Source organism: Bradyrhizobium sp. (assembly GCF_016462955.1).
Classification (GTDB): Bacteria; Pseudomonadota; Alphaproteobacteria; order Rhizobiales; family Xanthobacteraceae; genus Bradyrhizobium.
Window position 1 is genome coordinate 1 of sequence record NZ_JAEMSD010000281.1, and the last position, 302, is coordinate 302.

The 302-nt window shown below is 60.9% G+C and carries 1 pseudogene; it reads right to left on the reverse strand.

From position 1 onward, the window contains the following. Positions 1 to 102: 102 nt before the first annotated feature. Positions 103 to 302: pseudogene (locus JHD07_RS24660) on the reverse strand (YdcF family protein); the annotation flags it as partial.

Here is a 302-nt window from a genome sequence, read left to right on the forward strand (position 1 = left end):
AGCGCCACGATCGCAAGACACACCAGCACGGCGTAGAACAGCACGTTGAACACGAGCGATCGCAGGAAAATCAGGAACATCGATGGTCCGATCAATTGCTCGTCAATTCGCCTGTGCGGTGGCGGGCCGCTTCGGCTTCTGGCCTTGAGGCTGCTCCGACATCTCGGGCCAAAGGTCAATCCCGAAATCCTCCAGCCGGACCCTGAGCTCTGCCACGACGTACTGGACATATTCCGACAGGAGCAGCCGCAACGTGGAGCCGGAGGTCCACCACGGCTCCTCGCGCCATTTGTCGCCGACCA